General features: G+C 46.9%; 18 protein-coding genes and 2 pseudogenes. 15 read left to right on the forward strand and 5 right to left on the reverse strand.

Annotated elements, in window-relative coordinates:
* Positions 1-8: 8 nt before the first annotated feature.
* The 4 genes and pseudogenes from GF423_RS11930 to GF423_RS14380 all read right to left on the reverse strand — a co-directional run.
* Positions 9-1,088 (reverse strand): hypothetical protein, encoded by a 1,080-nt coding sequence (locus GF423_RS11930; RefSeq protein WP_154328571.1) that lies wholly within the window; start codon positions 1,086-1,088, stop codon positions 9-11.
* A gap of 13 nt (positions 1,089-1,101) precedes the next feature.
* Positions 1,102-4,374: an N-6 DNA methylase gene (locus GF423_RS11935; protein ID WP_154328572.1), complete on the reverse strand. Its 3,273-nt coding sequence runs from the start codon at positions 4,372-4,374 to the stop codon at positions 1,102-1,104.
* Between the two features lie 85 nt (positions 4,375-4,459).
* Positions 4,460-4,586: pseudogene (locus GF423_RS14375) on the reverse strand (transcriptional regulator); the annotation flags it as partial.
* Positions 4,587-5,000: 414 nt separating this feature from the next.
* A pseudogene (locus tag GF423_RS14380) lies at positions 5,001-5,120 on the reverse strand (helix-turn-helix domain-containing protein); the annotation flags it as partial.
* A gap of 979 nt (positions 5,121-6,099) precedes the next feature.
* Between GF423_RS14380 and GF423_RS11945 the strand changes: the two are divergent.
* The 14 genes from GF423_RS11945 (at position 6,100) to GF423_RS12010 (ending at position 15,065) form a co-directional block, all read left to right on the forward strand.
* A complete protein-coding gene (locus GF423_RS11945; RefSeq protein ID WP_154328574.1) occupies positions 6,100-6,546 on the forward strand; it encodes a cupin domain-containing protein in 447 nt (148 codons plus the stop codon).
* 89 nt (positions 6,547-6,635) lie between these two features.
* The gene (locus GF423_RS11950) at positions 6,636-7,004 is read left to right on the forward strand and encodes a winged helix-turn-helix transcriptional regulator (RefSeq protein WP_154329052.1); all 369 of its coding nucleotides are present in this window, start codon (positions 6,636-6,638) and stop codon (positions 7,002-7,004) included.
* A gap of 135 nt (positions 7,005-7,139) precedes the next feature.
* Positions 7,140-7,568 carry a pyridoxamine 5'-phosphate oxidase family protein gene (locus GF423_RS11955; protein WP_154538250.1) on the forward strand — a complete coding sequence of 143 codons (429 nt, stop codon included), beginning with the start codon at positions 7,140-7,142 and terminating at the stop codon, positions 7,566-7,568.
* Positions 7,568-7,978 (forward strand): secondary thiamine-phosphate synthase enzyme YjbQ, encoded by a 411-nt coding sequence (locus GF423_RS11960; protein WP_154328575.1) that lies wholly within the window; start codon positions 7,568-7,570, stop codon positions 7,976-7,978. Before GF423_RS11955 ends, GF423_RS11960 begins: the two co-directional genes overlap by 1 nt.
* 413 nt (positions 7,979-8,391) lie before the next feature.
* Positions 8,392-8,589: a hypothetical protein gene (locus GF423_RS11965; protein WP_154328576.1), complete on the forward strand. Its 198-nt coding sequence runs from the start codon at positions 8,392-8,394 to the stop codon at positions 8,587-8,589.
* Between the two features lie 117 nt (positions 8,590-8,706).
* Complete coding sequence (locus GF423_RS11970; RefSeq protein WP_154328577.1) at positions 8,707-9,210, forward strand: cyclophilin-like fold protein; 504 nt, start codon at positions 8,707-8,709, stop codon at positions 9,208-9,210.
* Between the two features lie 104 nt (positions 9,211-9,314).
* Complete coding sequence (locus tag GF423_RS11975; protein ID WP_154328578.1) at positions 9,315-9,881, forward strand: flavin reductase family protein; 567 nt, start codon at positions 9,315-9,317, stop codon at positions 9,879-9,881.
* Between the two features lie 9 nt (positions 9,882-9,890).
* Positions 9,891-10,448, forward strand: a complete 558-nt coding sequence (locus GF423_RS11980; RefSeq protein ID WP_154328579.1) for a flavodoxin — start codon at positions 9,891-9,893, stop codon at positions 10,446-10,448.
* 191 nt (positions 10,449-10,639) lie between these two features.
* Positions 10,640-11,626 (forward strand): DUF362 domain-containing protein, encoded by a 987-nt coding sequence (locus tag GF423_RS11985; RefSeq protein ID WP_154328580.1) that lies wholly within the window; start codon positions 10,640-10,642, stop codon positions 11,624-11,626.
* Between the two features lie 54 nt (positions 11,627-11,680).
* Positions 11,681-13,534, forward strand: coding sequence for a TonB-dependent receptor plug domain-containing protein (locus GF423_RS11990; protein ID WP_154328581.1), 1,854 nt, complete (start codon positions 11,681-11,683; stop codon positions 13,532-13,534).
* 157 nt (positions 13,535-13,691) lie between these two features.
* Complete coding sequence (locus GF423_RS11995; RefSeq protein ID WP_154328582.1) at positions 13,692-14,048, forward strand: MmcQ/YjbR family DNA-binding protein; 357 nt, start codon at positions 13,692-13,694, stop codon at positions 14,046-14,048.
* The gene (locus GF423_RS12000; RefSeq protein WP_154328583.1) at positions 14,045-14,287 is read left to right on the forward strand and encodes a hypothetical protein; all 243 of its coding nucleotides are present in this window, start codon (positions 14,045-14,047) and stop codon (positions 14,285-14,287) included. Before GF423_RS11995 ends, GF423_RS12000 begins: the two co-directional genes overlap by 4 nt.
* Before the next feature lie 2 nt (positions 14,288-14,289).
* Positions 14,290-14,676, forward strand: coding sequence for a C-GCAxxG-C-C family protein (locus GF423_RS12005; protein ID WP_154328584.1), 387 nt, complete (start codon positions 14,290-14,292; stop codon positions 14,674-14,676).
* Complete coding sequence (locus tag GF423_RS12010) at positions 14,673-15,065, forward strand: MmcQ/YjbR family DNA-binding protein (RefSeq protein ID WP_235911670.1); 393 nt, start codon at positions 14,673-14,675, stop codon at positions 15,063-15,065. Before GF423_RS12005 ends, GF423_RS12010 begins: the two co-directional genes overlap by 4 nt.
* A gap of 195 nt (positions 15,066-15,260) precedes the next feature.
* Here the strand turns inward: GF423_RS12010 and GF423_RS12015 are convergent, their stop codons facing one another.
* The gene (locus GF423_RS12015; protein WP_154328585.1) at positions 15,261-15,470 is read right to left on the reverse strand and encodes a glycine zipper domain-containing protein; all 210 of its coding nucleotides are present in this window, start codon (positions 15,468-15,470) and stop codon (positions 15,261-15,263) included.
* Positions 15,471-15,593: 123 nt separating this feature from the next.
* Here GF423_RS12015 and GF423_RS12020 point away from each other — a divergent pair, with 123 nt between their 5' ends.
* Positions 15,594-16,070, forward strand: a complete 477-nt coding sequence (locus tag GF423_RS12020; protein ID WP_154538248.1) for a free L-methionine (R)-S-oxide reductase MsrC — start codon at positions 15,594-15,596, stop codon at positions 16,068-16,070.
* Positions 16,071-16,074 lie beyond the last annotated feature (4 nt).

Raw genomic sequence — 16,074 nt, forward strand, 5'->3', positions numbered from 1 at the left:
CGTTTGTGTTAGAAAAGTCCCGATGGAACAAGCCCCAATGAATTAATAGACTCATAGGCATTGGAAAGCGAATCAAACACCTTCAACACATCGTTGTAGTCCCAGAACTTGAGTTCGTCACGTATTGCCTTCAAAGAAGATGCTTCCTTCTTAATCTTCTCCAATTGCTTGGCGTCAGAAACGGCAACAATGCCTTGTACCGACGGGTTGTTCTTTGCCTTCATCAGATTTAGCAACAGGCTGTCTATACTGCCGCTGGTTTGAACCTCAAACACGTATGTTATTCTTCCCATATTACCAACTGAAACTTCCCAGATGGCATCAACAACTGCACCATCAGCGACTTTCTTCTCAACTTCTGCCTTGAAGCCAAGGAAAGAACCTATGTCCCTGATTCTGTCTCTTACATCATTATGGACAAAAGCCTTCTGCTTCTCTGTTTCTTTTTCTGGTTTCTCTTCCACAGGAACAGCTGTATCTGCAGGCTCTATCTGCAGGTCTTTCCAAATGAAGTAGTCTAAGGCAAGTAGGTCTTCGATTTCGCTGACACCTTGCTTCTTTGCTGACTCCACAAGTTCACGACCAACCTTAGAGAGATAAGCGTATTTCTTACCATCAAGAGCAGAATTATATTTAGGAACTTTAGAAATACCCAAAGCTATGAAACCTGTAAGCGATTTCTTGTTCCAAAGAATGAACTCATTTGGATTGAACTTATTCAGCAACTCGCTGATGATAGCTGGCCCCAAGCCCTTAATCTTCTCACGGAACTCATCCCATCGGTTTTCGATGGATGCTTTCCCGTAGAACAGATTAACAAGTTGCTTACGAATCAAGTCTATGCCATTGCTTTCAATGACATTATCGAGGTAATACTTCTTATTTCCCCACATGCGCATAGCCCACAGAGGTGCTATAAGATTGAAGAACTCCTCCTCTGACAGGTTCTGCAATCGTTCTTTTGTGTACGATTGCATCTCTTTACACATGGCGTGACGCTCATTGAATTCAGCTTCTACTTCCGCCTTATTGCTGTTTGACCATTTCTTGTAGTTGAAAAGGGCTGTTGAATATAATTTTTCGTTCATGATTATAATGCTATTACTTTAGATATTTATCGAGGATAGATTGTATGAGTTTACCAATTTCTTTTTGTTTATCATCCACCTTTTTACATTCATCTACTATCTTTTTTTGAATGTCCGGAGAAGGTATGGGAATGTCAAAATTTGGAATAATCTTTTTATCTCCGCGTGGCATCTTTACACCCTTTTTACCTACCATCATGTAGTCAAAGAACGTATCTGTTGACATAATGACTTTTAGGTAGTCATTCAATACTTCCTTAGGCTTAGAGTTCCTAAAAACAAGGACATCTTTTGAACAACCACCGTCACGGTCAGCCATCCAAATCTTCTTCAGATATGGACGAATATTTGAAACAAGAATATCACCTTTTTTAAATGCTGTGATAGAATCTATGTTTGGAACATCTTTGTAGGCAACAACCCCCGCACGATTTTGCAGCATATTCTCCGTAGATATGTAGTCGGAAACGGATATACTCGACATCTTAATTGAGGTAGTTACATAAGGAGCAACTACTGACAATTTTTCTGTAGATGTTCCTTCTTTACACTCGATTTTGGGATAAACAAGAATTGGAGTGGTTTTGATTGCCTTGTCAAAATCCACTCGCTTAAAATCAAGCATATCCTCAAGTAGGTAGGAATCAACATACACTCCTATCTCCTTTGGCACATCCACATCTTCACCAAGATAATTCTTGCGGATAAGGGTATTTATCTTTTCTTCATTGAATAGATTATGTGGATCGAAAAGAGGAGTCTCGATCTGTTGTATTCCTTTGTTGGCAGCAATTTCATTGTCGTCATCTTCCACGACAGCACCAAGGTATTTTATACCCTCGCTACCCTTGCGACTGCTCCATTCATAGCCAAGGAATTTCTTTGTTTCAGATGTCTTAGTAGGAGATTTTACCACAATTACCGACTGTGGATTGCTTTCGCAGAGCATAAAGTAATAGAGCTTATCTTTCTCCACGTTTCGGATAGAGTCAAAAATATGCTTCGCCAATTCTGCATCCTTCATAGTTTGGGTATAACGAGCAGTTACTCTCTTCTTCTTGATATGTTCTGCCACTGTGTTATTAGAGAACTTAGCTTTATAAGCAGCGAAAATCTCATGCTTCATCAAATCCTCAGAAGGATTGCCATTAAGTAGAGTAAGATACTCATCGTATGGCACGCCTATATGCTGGGCATAACGCTCAATGGCATCCGCATCTTCATAACGATGATCCTGACCGTGATTGTTTGAGAACCATGCTTCCACACGATTGCGATAATGTGTTGCTAACTCTGGCTCGGATTTCTTTCGACGAAGGAACAGTACCACAGTATTGGTGCCAGTCTTGCCAAATGTTCCACTACCAAACTCAGCAACAGCCACAAAATCGAAATATTGTAATAAGATTTCACGCGTCTTGACATAGATATTACTGCTATTAGACAAGATGCTTGAAGGAAGAATAATTGCTGCCACTCCCTCTGGTGCCAGCAATTGCTTTGCACGCTCAATGAAGAATGTCTCAATACTATTGTTTGTTTCTAATTGCTTGCTGTCAACATCAGCACTCAGCACATAGGCATCACGTTGTTCTTTGCTAAGTGTAGCAAGGAAGCCTGTTACACTATATGGAGGGTTGGCTACAAGCACCTTAAAGTCGCCATCCTTAATTGTATCATGAGGTACAAGTGCATCACCATAGACAATCTGGATTCCATCCTGGCCATACATGAATGATGATACTTTAGACACTTTTGAGAGGCGATACTCTTTTTCAATGCCATAGATTTGCTTGTAATAGTCGGGAAGGGATTGGACACCCTTGTATTGCTCCACAAATGGCTTTATCTGTGAAGCATACTCATTGAGGAAGTGACCTGCGCCACAAGCATAGTCAATGGCTTTTGGAATATCGGTATTGTCGCGTATAATCTGCTCTAAAGGCAAGGAACTGACCATAAAACGAGTTATAGGTGTAGGAGTAAAGAACTGGCCTTCGTTTTGCTTTACGCCTTGGTCGAGGAAACCCTCAAACAAGTCTCCGAGGAACTGATTTTGTTGCTCAGTTTTAAGGCGCATGTCTTGAAGCATCTCTACCATTGCTTTGAGGATGACAGCATTCTGAACAAAGAGTTGCTTGTTATGCACATCAAGAAAACCAAAATCGCTATTGCTATAGAACTTCAACTGACGGAAATATTCCAAGATAGTGTCCTTGATGGCATCAGGGTCATTCTTCTGCATACGGAATGCATTCTCAATACTTGCATTATCGATATAGGTAACATCCTCTCCCAAATAGTCCTTCATGCCTATTTGGTAGAGTTTCTGCAATCGGTCTTGAAAACTATAATAGTCATCATAGGCTGCACCTTTCCATAGGAACTGCAAATCCTTTGGATTACGCACTTCATCCACAATCTTCACCAAGAATAGATTAACCAGTTTGTCGAAAGCATTCTCGTGGCTGGCAACATTGTATTGGCGAAGTGTCTGGGCGAACTGATGATATTTGCGTTGTATGTCCTGACCATCAACAATAACAAGGTCGTCAATGGTCAGTTTTTTCTTAGTCACGCCAAAAGCGGGAACCTCATCTACTTCAAAAGCTCCATTGGTGGCAAAATCCTTGCCATAAGTCTCAGACCATACTTTGAAGAAGTCGTCTCTTGTACCATTATCTGCACTTACCTTTTCAAAACTAAGCAGTTGGGGGGTAGATTCAAGGTACTCCTTGTTGTCGGTCATCGTAATCAGACGATAATTGCAACGAGGTTCACCATCCACGAAATCGGATGCATAAAGAACAAGATATTGTGCTTGGCGATAAGTGTTATAATAGTTGAACAACTGCCCACCATCCTGTAGTGTCTTTTTCCAAGCTTTGCTAAACTCATCATCTTCTTTTCCGTCCATTGTCTTACACTCAATAAGCATATATGGACGCTTATCGTTATCGCGAATCAGGATGTCACAATAGAAATGAGAATCTTCTCTTCCACCTGGAGTTTTAGGCTCTAACACTATATTCTCAGGTTTGTATCCTTGGGCCAATAATCCAACAACACACTCCAAAACAACAAAGTTCTCATTGGCAGAGAAGTTCTTTGTTGTGTCTCGGTCTGCTTCTATACCTTCTGGATAAATAATCTTCTCATTTGTGAAATCAACAGCAACAGTACAGTTGGTGTTGTTAAAATGCATTGCCATCTTGTCTTGCACAGTATCAGATTGCTGAAAGCCAAGACAAGTAAGAAGATTTCTGAGATTATCTTTTGTAATCATATATGGAAAGAATTATCGATTGTTACTTTGTTGAGTTTAGAAGATCCTTCACGTCAACGTCAAGGGGCTTTGCGATTTTATCTTAAGTTTGCAAGTCTGGTAATACTATTACTGCACCATTTGCTTACAGTACAAGGTGTTTTGCCAACCTCTCCAGCAAGCCATTTGCCAGTTTTCCCTTTCTCAACGAGAACTACTTTTATACGATTCAGATTTCCATGATGCTATAATTGATTGTAATTTGGTGCAAATATAATAAAATTCTATGAAAAAGGAGGCTCTTGCTTGTTCACCCACTCGGGTATGTTCTTTACTTTGGTAGTACGGTCGGGGCGTCCGTGTCGGTTGTATTTCATTTTGTGCCTGCAGTGCGAGGCCAGCAATCCGCTTTCATCATCCCTTATATGTCGATAAATTAGTTCATGGGATATGGGCTTCCCCCTGCGTCTCATGTCGGCAGAGATCTGTTCGGGAGACCAATCCTCTTCCTTGAGCAGCTCAAGGGCTTCCCAAACGATAGCCGGATCCTTTGCTCGGTTGGAAGTAGACCTTTTCCTGCGTGCCATTGCCATATCGTGGGCCTTGGACCATAGGTAGTTGCCCTTTTCTGTCGAGTTGCGCTTTATTTCGCGGCTGAGTGTTGATTGACTGCACCCCACTATCGAGGCGATAACTTTTCTCGGAGTCCTTCTTTGCAGTAAGGCGAAAATTTGCGACCTTTGCTGCGAGGTTAATTGATAATACATATAGCAATACAAAGTTGGTTAATCTCGGGGAGACTTCGGTCTCCTTTTTTTGTATTGCTATTTAAAAGTTACATTTTGCGCGACTTAACAACGGATTGGGGATGGGCTGGGGGCATGTGAAGCCCCATCCCCAATCCGCCATTAAGTCGTGAACGACAAAAATGTGTGTAGGGCCATTCAGAACGAAATTTTGCACTTCGTTATTGAATATGGGTCTTCAGGGTCATTGGCATTTTTCCAATACTGCTTTTATACGAGGAATAACAAAACGTAATATCGGGGTACAATCGGAAAATCAATAATCTCTCTATTTTTAAGTGGACTCATTATTGCATTATATAAATTAGGGTGACGAGCGCAACGTCACTTACAACAAGGTTGCTTCTATGCGATAGTTGCTGTGGTTTGTCGTCTGAGCAAAGTGGCACGCATGGGCATGTATAACCGTGCCGCCCAGTTCTCGCCCTGTCGCCGATCTCACTGGCTGCGAGAAGGCTATTGGGGAGGCACAGAAGAAGCACGTGGCGGGGGTGAAGAGGCGCATTGCGCCGGTGGAGCTGTGAGAACTAAAAGAGCTAAACAATCTTAATGGTAGAGTTTGTAACTTGCACTGTATCAGCAATTATGCGATAGTTGCTGTGGTTTGTCGTTTGAGCAAAGTGGCACGCATGAGCAGGTATAACCGTGCTGCCCAGTTCTCGCCTTGTCGCCGACCTCACTGGCAGCGAGAAGGACATTGGGGAAGCACAGAAGAAGCACGTGGCGGGGTTGAAGAGGCGAATTGCGCCGGTGGAGTTGTGAGAACGAAAAGAGCTAAACAATCTTAATGGTAGGGTTTGTAACTTGCACTGTATCAGCAATGGTTACCTCGGGGTAAGTGTCTTACTTTCAAGTGCCTTCTTGCAGGAATTAGAAACAGTAGGTAACTTTGCAACCGTAAACGAAATAAAAGTAAGTAAGTAACACATATTTGAACATTATGAAAGAGGTTAAAAAAATTGCTGAAGGCAAGAACTTCAGTGCAGTAGATTTCGGTAAGTTGAACGAGTTGGGTGACTATGTCTTGTCTATGGGCGATATAAAGATTCCCGGCAAGGTGTTTGGCGGACAGGCTCTCGGCACCAAAGGCGCTGAGTTCTCTTTTCAGATTTACGCTCCTGGTCAGGAAGGCGGTTTCTATCACACGCATAAAACCCACGAAGAACTCTATTTCGTTCTCAGCGGCAAAGGAGAATATCAGGTTGACGGCGAGAACATTCCTTTGCAGGAAGGCAGTGTGGTGCGCGTCTCTCCAAAGGGCAAACGCACCATTCACAACAACGGCACTGAGCCGATGGTGGTGCTCTGCGTGCAGTACCGTGAGACGCCTTTCACGCAGGACGATGCTGCCGATGGCGTTATCCTGAATGACCAGGTGAAATGGTAAACTGAGGAAGCATATCAACACTCTCTACCGTCATGGACAAGAATTGCTTGCCTGTGACGGTATTTGCACGTTTATAAGAAATGAAGAAGATGATCAGAAATCAGGTAGTCGACCCGTTATTTTCCCAATGTCCGGTCAGAAACGTACTTTCTCGTATCGGTGACCGCTGGTCATTGCTTGTGCTGCTTGCCCTGCATGATAAAGCAGAAGCCATGCGCTTCAGCGAGATTGGCAAGGCTATACCCGATGTGTCACAGAAGATGCTCACTGCAACGTTGCGTAATCTGGAGGCAGACGATCTTGTGTCGCGGACCATCTTTCCCGAGGTGCCGCCGCGTGTGGAATACAAACTGACAAAGCGCGGATTGACGCTCATCCCGCTACTCAACCAATTGGTGGATTGGTCGTTGGAAAACATGGGTGCCATCATAAGGCACCGAAAGAAATATGCAATGTAGATTCTGAACCCTCAAAATGGCATACTGTCTGCAAAAAAGCGTATTTTTGTAGCCAGATATGAGGTTATCCGCTTTTATGTGAGAATGAATATTATGATGAGAAAACTGTTGCTATTTTTCATGCTATTGGCTGCAATGGCAGTAAACGCACAGACGAAGAGCGCCGTGCAGGAAGTGAGAGACTATCTCCATGAGTGTGGTGTGTTTTACATTGCAACTCAGGATGGCGACCAGCCTCGTGTCCGCCCGTTCGGCGTGGCCGAGGTGCTTAACGGCAAGCTCTACATCCAGACGGGTAAGAAGAAAAAGGTGTTCAAGCAGATGATGACCAACCCGAAGTTTGAGATCACTGCCGTGAAGCCGTCGGGCGCGGAGTGGATTCGCATCAGCGGCAAGCTCGTCAACGACGACAGCCGCGAGGCAAAGGCCTATGTACTTGACAAGAATCCGGAACTGAAGAGAATGTACTCTGCCGACGACGACAATACGGCTGTGCTTTATATCACTGACGGTGTGGCGCAGTTCTGCTCGTTCTCTGCTCCGACGAAAGAGATAAGGTTCTGATGGCGGTGCAGGTGAAATTTACATTGAAGCCCCGCCGACGTGGCTTTCATCTGATAACGGACGAAGTGCTCCGGCAGCTGCCGCAGTTGCCAGTGACGGGACTGCTCAACCTCTTTGTGCAGCACACCAGCTGTGCACTGAGCATTTGTGAGAACTGGGATCCGTCGGTGCGTGAAGATATGGAAAGCATTTATGACAGGCTTATTCCAGAGAATGCACCCTACTACCAGCACACACTTGAGGGAAGTGACGATATGCCCGCACACGCCAAGTGCATCATCACGGGTGTGAGCATCAACATTCCCATCACCGACGGACGGCTCAATCTTGGCACTTGGCAGGGTATCTACCTCGGCGAGTTCCGCAACGACGGAGGCAGCAGGCAGATTGTAGCAACAATTTTAGAATAATTTGAAAAAAATCAAATAAAGCAGGCTGATGAATATCGAGGAAGTTCGTGAATATGCGTTGATCCTGCCGGGGACTACAGAAGATTAGGCTTATGGTGAGGATTGGGTACTGTTTCGTATTGAGGGAAAGATCTTCCTGCATATATGGCTCGATGCCAATCGCGACTTCATCGTAGCTTTCGCAACGACTGAGACGATGGTCGCCAAACCGGATTTGGAGAAGATGCACCTGCTGATGCTCATATCTGTCTGAATTTATATTTACACACGCACACACTTAGTTGAGATATTCTGTTCACGCAGGCGTGTAGACACGATTTCAGCAATAAGGGTTATAGCTGCCTTATTCTGGGTAACAACCAACTGCCAGGAGACTCGTAACTTTGCAACCGGAAACAAACAAATATCATAATATGACAAAGATTGCATTAGGCACCTGGGCCATTGCCAAAGGCATGCAGCCCATCATCAGAGCCACGAGGGTGCGTCACGTCGTTGAGCGACAGGGCGCCAAGGAGCTCTACGTCAACCTCGGAGCTTCGCACGTTGACCTCTACGACGACGTGGCAGGTATCATCCCCCTACGACAAGATGGCACTGTTCTTCCTTAAGAATTTTAAATGAGCGTGTGTATGAAAAAATATATACTGACACTTTTGACAATGCTCTTCGTCGCCTGCTCTTCCGACGGTGGAACGCAGGCTGAGACATTGCAGACTGAAAACGATATGAAAATGTATATTACCATCGCAGGACAGACTCAAAGTGTGGTCCTTGCCAATAATGCGGCCACGCAGGAACTCGTGACAAGGCTACACAACGGCGCTGTCACAGTTACACTCAACTCCAGTGGCGGCTTTGAAATATGGGGGCCGCTTGGTTTCTCGCTCCCGACGAGCAATCAGCAGATGATGGCACAACCAGGAGACGTCGTCCTCTACAACGGCAGTAACATCTGCCTTTTCTATGGCTCAAACTCATGGAGTTACACCCGTCTGGGCAAGATTGAAGGCCTGTCGGAAAGCCAGCTGCGCACATTCCTGAAAGCTGGTGAAAGCAACATTACCGTCACCCTTTCGCTCACTTCGGCTGCGACAGGCATCAGCGATGTAAGCAACAATCGCCAGAACACCGCAGGGTCAGAATCTCTTGCATATATGCTGAGTGGTGCACCCGCACCTGCCAGCTACAAAGGCATCGTCATCAAGGATGGCAAGAAAATCGTAAGATAACTTATGGTGGACATTAGGTGCCGCCATCAACATTCATTTCACAAAGTCCGAGCACCCTTTTGGATGAAACAGCGGCTTTGCCATACAGCCATACATTTAAGATTATGAAAAAGAATATCGGGCAGAAACTGGCACTCTATCCCACGCCAGCCACAGTTGTAGGAACTGTCGGAGCAGATGGGAAGGTAAACTGGATGCTCATAGCACACATCGGCATTGTCAGTCACTCGAAACTACTGTTAAGTGTCCACTCGTCACACCACAGTGTGAAAGCAATTTATGAGCAGCACAAGTTATCTGTCAATATCATCGACGAGACATTCGTTGCCGCAGCCGACTACACAGGTACGGTCAGCGGGGCAAAAGTGGACAAGTCGGATATCTTCCCCTATCATGTTGGCGAGGCAGGCATGCCCGTTATTGAGCAGTCACCCTTGGTGATGGAGTGTGAGGTCGTGGATACCTATGAGATAGACGGCTTCAAGAACTACATTTGCAACATCCTCAATACCTACGTCGATGAGGACAAACTTGACGAGAAGGGCAAGCCCGACTATTCAAAGCTGAAGCCAGTACTCTTCGAAATGCCTACCTACAAGTATCTGCGCACAGGCGACATCATTGGCGACTGCGTGAAGATGGGTAAGGCTTATGGTGAGACATTGAAATAGAAAATGAGTATGAAGAAGATTGTGTTAACGCTCTTGGCACTGCTGACCATCAGTCTGAGTGCCTGCTCCCAAAAGAAAACAGATACAAAAATGGAACAGAAAGTATTGGTAGCCTATTTCTCTGCTACGGGTACGACCAAGGCCGCAGCCCGGCAACTGGCAGAAGTGGCTGGGGCTGACCTGTATGAAATCAAGCCGGAACAGCCCTATACGGATGCGGACCTGGACTGGAATGACAAGCAAAGTCGTTCGTCGGTAGAGATGCAGGACAAGCATTCGCGGCCAGCCATCACCGGCAAGCTGCAGAATATGCATGAGTATAACGTAGTGTATGTCGGTTTCCCTATCTGGTGGTACACCGCGCCGACCATCATCAACACGTTTCTGGAGACTTATGACTTCAAGGGCAAGACAGTAATCCCCTTTGCCACTTCCGGTGGAAGCAGCATCAAGAAAGCCTGTGCCGATTTAGAAGCAGCCTATCCTGAAATAAACTGGAAAGAAGGTAAGCTGCTGAACCACACATCGAAGGGTGACTTGCTGAAGTGGGTTGAGCGTAATCGCTAATGCATGGAGCCCGACAGATGCAGGATTACGCCTTTCATATCAACACCGTCCAATAGCCCCCTATTTTGAGGTTGGGTTACACACGAGAGAAAAACAGCAAGAAAGGTAAGAAAAGCGATATTTTGTATAAACCGGTATTGAGAAAAAACACATATCTTTGCAATATGTAACAACTATAACAGTTTTTGATTATGAAACATTTCCATCTCCGTTACCTTGCGGTAGCCGCACTGCTTGTTATGGGCACAACGGCTTGGGCTCAGTCCAAGGTTTTTCTTACACGCGAGATCTCTCCCGCCTCGCTCGTCCGTATCTACAAGGCATTAGGCGTGAAAGCCCAGGGACGTGTGGCCGTGAAAATAAGCACCGGCGAGGGCAGCAACCCCAACTATCTCAAGCCCGAGCTCATCAAGGATCTTGTCTATGACGTTGACGGTACTATAGTAGAGAACAACACCGCCTATGGTGGTGATCCTAACGACGTGCGCAATAACTCTGCCAATCACTGGAAGGTCATCGACCGCCATGGCTTTACCAAGTATTTTCCCGTCGATATCATGGACGAATACGATGAGATACGCATCCCCGTGCGCGACCATACCCATCTGAACTACGATATCGTGGGCGGACATCTTGCCAACTACGACTTCATGATCTGTCTCAACCATTTCAAGGGTCATCCCATGGGTGGCTACGGCGGGGCACTTAAGAACCTCTCCATAGGCTGCGCCTCATCCAACGGAAAGGCTTACATCCATTCGGCTGGTAAGATGAACAAACTCAATATGGACTCACTGTGGACCCCGAAGTACATCGGCGACCAGGACGGTTTCTTGGAGAGCATGGCTGCTGCCGCTCAGGCCGTGGTAAACTATTTTCAGAAGGAGAATGGTATCATCTATATCAGCGTGATGAACAATATGAGCATCGACTGCGACTGTGTAGACCATCCTGCTCCCGTGAAGTTGGAAGATTATGGCATCCTCGCCAGCACCGACCCCGTGGCCCTCGACCAGGCCTGTGTCGACATCATCAACAACCAGAAAGTTACGGCGAAGAACGATCCTACCGACCTGCTTAAGCGCATCGACAAGCAGCACGGCACTCACACCATCGACTGGGCTGAGAAGATAGGACTGGGCTCGAAGAAATACACAATTGTCAACATCGACAAATAGATCAATTAGACTCTTGTCCTCTGTTCAAGAGGCATTACTCAAAAATTATCTTTTATGATAAAACAAATACTCTTGGCAACCGCACTCATGGGTGCGGCCAGCACGCTGTTTGCCCAAACCGACTCAGTGCGTCTGAGCGATGTGGTGGTCACCGGTACGCGCTATCGTTCCGACATCCGCCATCTGCCTCTCGACGTCTCGGTTATCGGCCATTCCCAGCTCACAGCATCCTATCAGCCATCAGTGCTCCCTACTTTGAGCCAGCAAGTGCCGGGACTCTTCGTCACTACTCGCGGCATCCTCGGTTATGGGCTTAGCACTGGTGCGGCAGGGACCATCAAGATGAGGGGTGTCGGTGGTTCGGCAGACCTGCTCGTGCTCATCGACGGGCTGCCACAGTATGCCGGACTCTATGGGCATCCGCTTGCCGATACCTATCAAACGATGATGGCCGACCGCGTGGAGATCGTGGGTGGTCCGGCTTCTGCCATCTATGGCAGCAATGCCATGGGCGGAGTAGTGAACATCGTGACACGCAGGATGGAGTCCAACGGTGTGCAGACCGACATCAACCTACAGGGAGGCAGCTACGGCACCTTCATCGGCACCGCTACCAACCGCGTGCGACAAGGCCGCTTTTCGTCTATTGCCGCACTGAACTATGAGCGCACCGACGGTCATCGTGCAAACTCAGCCTTCAGTCAGACAAGTGGTTTTCTCAAACTCGGCTACGACCTCTCGCGCTATTGGCAGATCGATGGCACCGCAAACATCGCTTATCAGGAGTCGTCGAACCCGGGACCCATCACGGCACCGCTCATCGACAATGACATGCTCATCACCCGTGGTATGACAGCACTCTCGCTCACCAACGACTACGGTCGCGTATCGGGTGCTGTGCGTACCTTCTACAACTGGGGACATCATCATATCAACGACGGACATGCCGCTGCGCGTCCGGCACAGGCCGCCTACTACATACATAATGATCGCATGGGTGGTGTCTCTGCCTATGAGAGCTTTGCTCCTTTCTCCACCACTCGCATCACGCTGGGCTTCGACTACCAGCACTTCGGCGGACATGCCTGGCAGAAGGCGATTGCCGACGGCAGTCGCACGGATCTTGCCAACCGCACCGTCAATGAGGTAGCGGGCTATGCCGACATTCGCCAGGAACTGCTGTCGTGGCTTACCGCCGACGTGGCCCTGCGTCTTGACCACCACAGCGTGTCAGGATCGGAGTGGGTGCCTCAAGGAGGGCTCACTGCCCGCCTGCCTCACAACATGGAGCTGAAAGCCATCGTGGGCAAAGGCTTCCGCAACCCTACACTGCGTGAACTCTATATGTTCCGCCCCGCCAATGCCGACCTTGCGCCGGAACGCCTGTGGAACTATGAGCTCTCCATGCGCCAGCGGCTCCTCAACGGCCGTCTCGGATATGGCCTCAACGTTTTCTATCTCAATGCCGATAACCTCATCACCACGCAGATGGTCGATGGCCGCCCGCTGAATGTCAACACAGGAAACACGGAGAACTCAGGATTCGAGTTCCTTGCCTTTTACAAGCCCATGCGACATCTGCAGCTGGATGCCAACTACAGTTTCCTTCATACCAGCCGCACGCTAACGGCTGCACCGAAACATAAGCTTTATTTGGGAACTGACTGGCAGCCTGGACGCTTCACGCTGCATAGCGGATTGCAATGGATCGATGGTCTGCATACTGCCGACAACAACCCTACGACCGAGAATTTCTGGCTGTGGGATCTCTCGGCTTCGTTGCATGTCAGCCGTGCCTTGAAATTCTTCGTCCATGGCGAGAATCTCCTTGCCCAGCACTATGAGGTCAACGCCGGCTTCCCCATGCCGCGTGCCACAGTCATGGCAGGTGTTGAAGTGCAACTGTAGGATAGAAAAATGAGTAAGCTGCAGAACCGCATATCGAAAGGTGATCTTTCACGGCTGAGAAAGCCCTTAAATCTGATGCCATAACAATTATTCTCAATCAAATCGTCGTACTTGTAGATATAAAGATGTACCTTTGTTGATATAATATTATCTGATCATGAATATCGAGGAAGTTCGTGAATATGCGTTGTCCCTGCCCGGGACTACGGAAGACCAGGCTTATGGTGCGGATTGGGTGTTGTTTCGTATTGAGGGAAAGATCTTCCTGCATATATGGCTCAATGCCCCGGAACCGACCTGCGCCGTGAAACTTCCTCCCGAGCAAGGACAGACGCTGCGCGACCATTATGACGGCATCCGTCCGGCTTACCACTTAAATAAGGTGCATTGGAATGATGTTTTTCTCGATGAGATTGATGGTGATATGGTGAAGAACCTTATTAATCAGTCCTATCTGCTCGTACTCAGTAAACTGCCCAAGCGGTTGAGAGATAAATATAGTTTTGAGAAATGAACACAGCAGACATTGACATAACCAACATGTGCTCGCACCTGCGACACAAGCTGATGGATGCTGACGGCATCTATCATCCTATTTGGCAGACGATACAAGACGATCCGGAATTGACGGCGTTCGTCCGTTCCCGCCAGCTCCATATTTACCGCAATGGCAAGATAGTGATGGTGCTGAAAGGGAAAGCAGAACCACAGATCGTCAGGGAAGATCCGATAGACGAATTAATCAAACAATGACAATGGAATCAAGAAAAGATATTGCAGCAGAGAAGAAAGCGAGTTTCAAATTCAATTGCACCCAGTCGGTGCTGACGACTTACGGTGATCTGACGGGACTTGACGAAGCCACAGCCATTAGCATGACCGACGGCTTTGCTGCCGGAATGACCAATATGGAGGGCACATGCGGTGCACTGATTGGCGCAGACATGGTTCTCGGACTGGTCAACAAGGACAAGGCAAAGACGATGAAACAGATGCGGACAATCATGCAGAAATTTCAGGACCGCAATCATGCCACCCAGTGCAGACAGTTGAAAGGTGTTGACACCCACGTGGTGCTCCGTCCTTGTCCGCTGTGCGTGGCGGATGCGTGTGAGTTTTTGGAAGAAGAATTAGGGAAATGATGAACGTAGAGGATTTGCGGTCATATTGTCTTTCTCTCGACACTGACGTGGTGGAGAAATTCCCCTTCACGGCCTTCAAATATGCCAAGGATGTGCTGGTATTCTATATCTCGGGCCACATGTTCTGCTATTTCGACATCAATGATCTGAGCAATGTGACGGTCAAGTGCGACCCGGACAGTATTCCGGAATTGGAGGAACATTACGACTGGATAAGCAAGCCCTATAACGGCAATGCCAAATACTGGATAGGCATGGACGCATACCGGGCTGACAATGAACAATTTGCTCAGAAAGAATTGATTCTACTATCATGGCCTATTCAGTGCTTGGTTCTCTTCCGCTTTTCAATCTTCGGCGTATCCAGCAACTCCTTACGTTCATCATAGATGGAACGATAATGATCTATGAGAGCTTGGAGGGAGTTGGCACGGTCAATTGTCTGTTGATATTCGACGGGGTTCTTCCTATTAGATTTCTCCAAGGCATCAAGCTTGGAACGATAGAGTTTCAAAGCGTTTTCGGCAATCGTAATTTGTCCCTGTAATGCCTTGAGTGCTGACTGTAATGCTTCGTTGGCCATGTTACTTGCTTCCTAAGTCTCTTTTGGCATCTTCATCTGATGACTTATCTTTGCGTTCCGGAGCAATTTCACCGAAGGCAATACCAAAAAGCATTCCTATTGATATACCTAAGGCTATATCCCTCTTAGCTATAGCAGCAACGGCTGCACCGAACATTGCACCTAAGGAAATGCCTGTGGCCAGGCTCATTGCTTTTCCCCCTTCTTTCATATTAGCTGTCTTTTAGATGAAGATACCTTAATATTAATCGCCTACAAATTTAACTATTTCTTCTAACAACCCTCTATCATCCAAGAAATTTTTGTACCTTTGTCGGAAAATTCACGTGATAGTATGAGTAACCCCAATATTATAGAGAGAAAGCAACTCTATGCAGAGTTAATCCCACAAGTCAGATCTTTGATAGATGGCATTGATAATCATGTCGGTGCACTGTCCAACATTGCTGCTTTGCTCCATGACACGCTGCCTTATTTCTTCTGGGTTGGTTTCTACATCGTGAGAAACGGCCAACTGGAGCTTGGGCCGTTCCAAGGACCGCTTGCCTGCTACACCATCGGCAAAGGCAAAGGTGTATGTGGCACGGCATGGGATAAGGCGGAGACGATTATCGTTCCTGATGTGGAGCAATACCCCGGTCACATCGCTTGTTCATCGAAATCCCGTTCGGAGATCGTCGTGCCAATTAAGAAGGATGGCAAGGTCGTAGCCGTGTTAGATGTTGACAGTACCGGTCTGAACATATTCAATGAGGAAGACAAGGAAGGACTGGAAAAGATTGCTGATAACTTATGCGGGTTGTTTAACTGAAACT

Origin of the sequence: Sodaliphilus pleomorphus (assembly GCF_009676955.1) — a bacterium.
GTDB classification, from domain to species: Bacteria; Bacteroidota; Bacteroidia; order Bacteroidales; family Muribaculaceae; genus Sodaliphilus; species Sodaliphilus pleomorphus.